Source organism: Undibacterium sp. Xuan67W (assembly GCF_049340165.1).
Lineage (GTDB): Bacteria > Pseudomonadota > Gammaproteobacteria > Burkholderiales > Burkholderiaceae_D > Undibacterium.
Genome location: NZ_JBMPPN010000057.1, coordinates 1 through 1,004 on the forward strand (window position 1 = coordinate 1; position 1,004 = coordinate 1,004).

The 1,004-nt window shown below is 37.5% G+C and carries 2 protein-coding genes; both read left to right on the forward strand.

Annotated elements, in window-relative coordinates; translation table 11 throughout:
- Positions 1-95, forward strand: a 95-nt coding sequence (locus ACO0LE_RS20225; protein ID WP_422961654.1) for an IS3 family transposase, incomplete at its 5' end; no start/stop codon positions are given.
- A 411-nt stretch (positions 96-506) separates the two neighbouring features.
- A complete protein-coding gene (locus ACO0LE_RS20230) occupies positions 507-899 on the forward strand; it encodes a type II CAAX prenyl endopeptidase Rce1 family protein (RefSeq protein ID WP_422962123.1) in 393 nt (130 codons plus the stop codon).
- The last annotated feature ends 105 nt before the right edge of the window (positions 900-1,004 follow it).

The window sequence follows — 1,004 nt, forward strand, 5'->3', positions numbered from 1 at the left end:
ATTACATCGAAGTGTTCTACAATCGCAAACGGCGACATAGTCATTTGAATCAGATGAGTCCCCTAGCTTTCGAGCAACAACAATTTGGAAGTTAAGAGTTGTCTACGAAATTAGGGGAAGTCCAATGTTGCTGGTGGCGGTGCTGGTGACCCTTATTCGCCAGAAGCAAGTGGCGGGATGATTTGCTTTACTATTCAGGTTTCATTTGCCATTTGTTCAACAATTACCGCGACTAAAACGGGTGGTACCGGTGATGCTGGATGCACTACAGGTGGTGGAGAAACGAGTGCTTGTGGAGGCTAAGATTTTTAGATTTATTTGTGTTTTTTGAATAAAAAGAACTGATGGCCTAAACGAGAAATGCCAAAATTAGGTTATCAGTTCAGTATTAATTTATCTTGAAAAGACAATGACGCTGCCTTGTAAGGAGTCCGAAATCAATTTTAATAACCTCGAAATTCAATTGGTTATGCTAATTAAATCTAATCAAATTAAAGGTGAATAATTTGTTAGAAACACATGCCCTGCCTAATTTAAAAGTTCGTAATTATTTTCAATTTGGTATCTTCTGGGGGGGGGTAAATTTTTTTCTGTGTCTTCCCATCATATATGTTATTTCGCTAATTGTGCCTAAGGCAGTTTTAGGAAAAACTGCCTCCACTGATTACTTCAGTAGTGATCCGAGCGCTATTTCGTTAATTTTTTTTGTGATTCTTTTTTTCCCGTTATTTGAAACGCTAATAGTTCAATTGATCACCATTGAAATTTTACGTAAATTAAGTATTTCATCATTCATTTGCATTGCAGTTAGTTCTATTTTATTTAGTTTTGGCCATTATGCTAACGGTGGTCTCGCACATGGTTTAACTGCGCTCTGTGAACTTCCCAGACTTTACTAGACACTTTGAAGCCTCTGGAAATAAGCGTCTTCATATTTGACGGGCGATAGTCCGCCGTTGTGTGAATGACGTTTGATTGGATTGTAAAACATCTCGATAAAATTA